This window comes from Massilia sp. CT11-108 (genome assembly GCF_047302915.1).
In the GTDB taxonomy this organism is placed as follows: domain Bacteria; phylum Pseudomonadota; class Gammaproteobacteria; order Burkholderiales; family Burkholderiaceae_D; genus Telluria; species Telluria orientalis.
This window is the reverse complement of sequence record NZ_JBKYMO010001584.1, coordinates 1-259: the sequence shown is the minus strand read 5'-3', so window position 1 is coordinate 259 and position 259 is coordinate 1. Positions and strand designations below refer to the sequence as shown.

Here is a 259-nt window from a genome sequence, read left to right as displayed (position 1 = left end):
CGGCGGCGTGGCCCGTCTGCGCCTGACCGTACCCGACGGGACGGCGAGTCTCCGGCTGATGCTGGCAGGCCGCCTGCGCCACGTCACCGGCGCCCGGTTGCGCACCGATCCGCTGCCCGTCTGCGACGGCCGCGCGTGCACGGCGCCGGACGAGGTGCAGATAATCGACCTGCTGCCCGACGCCGGCGAGATCGTGATCGATGCGGAACCGCTGGCGCAGGGCGCCCTGGCCACGCCGGGCGATGCGCGCTACCGCCAC

At 75.3% G+C, this 259-nt stretch carries 1 protein-coding gene; it reads left to right on the top strand.

Going from position 1 to position 259, the window contains the following annotated elements; all coding sequences use genetic code 11:
• Window positions 1–259: hypothetical protein (locus ACEN88_RS35680; protein WP_413347118.1), on the top strand; the 259-nt coding region annotated here is incomplete at both ends.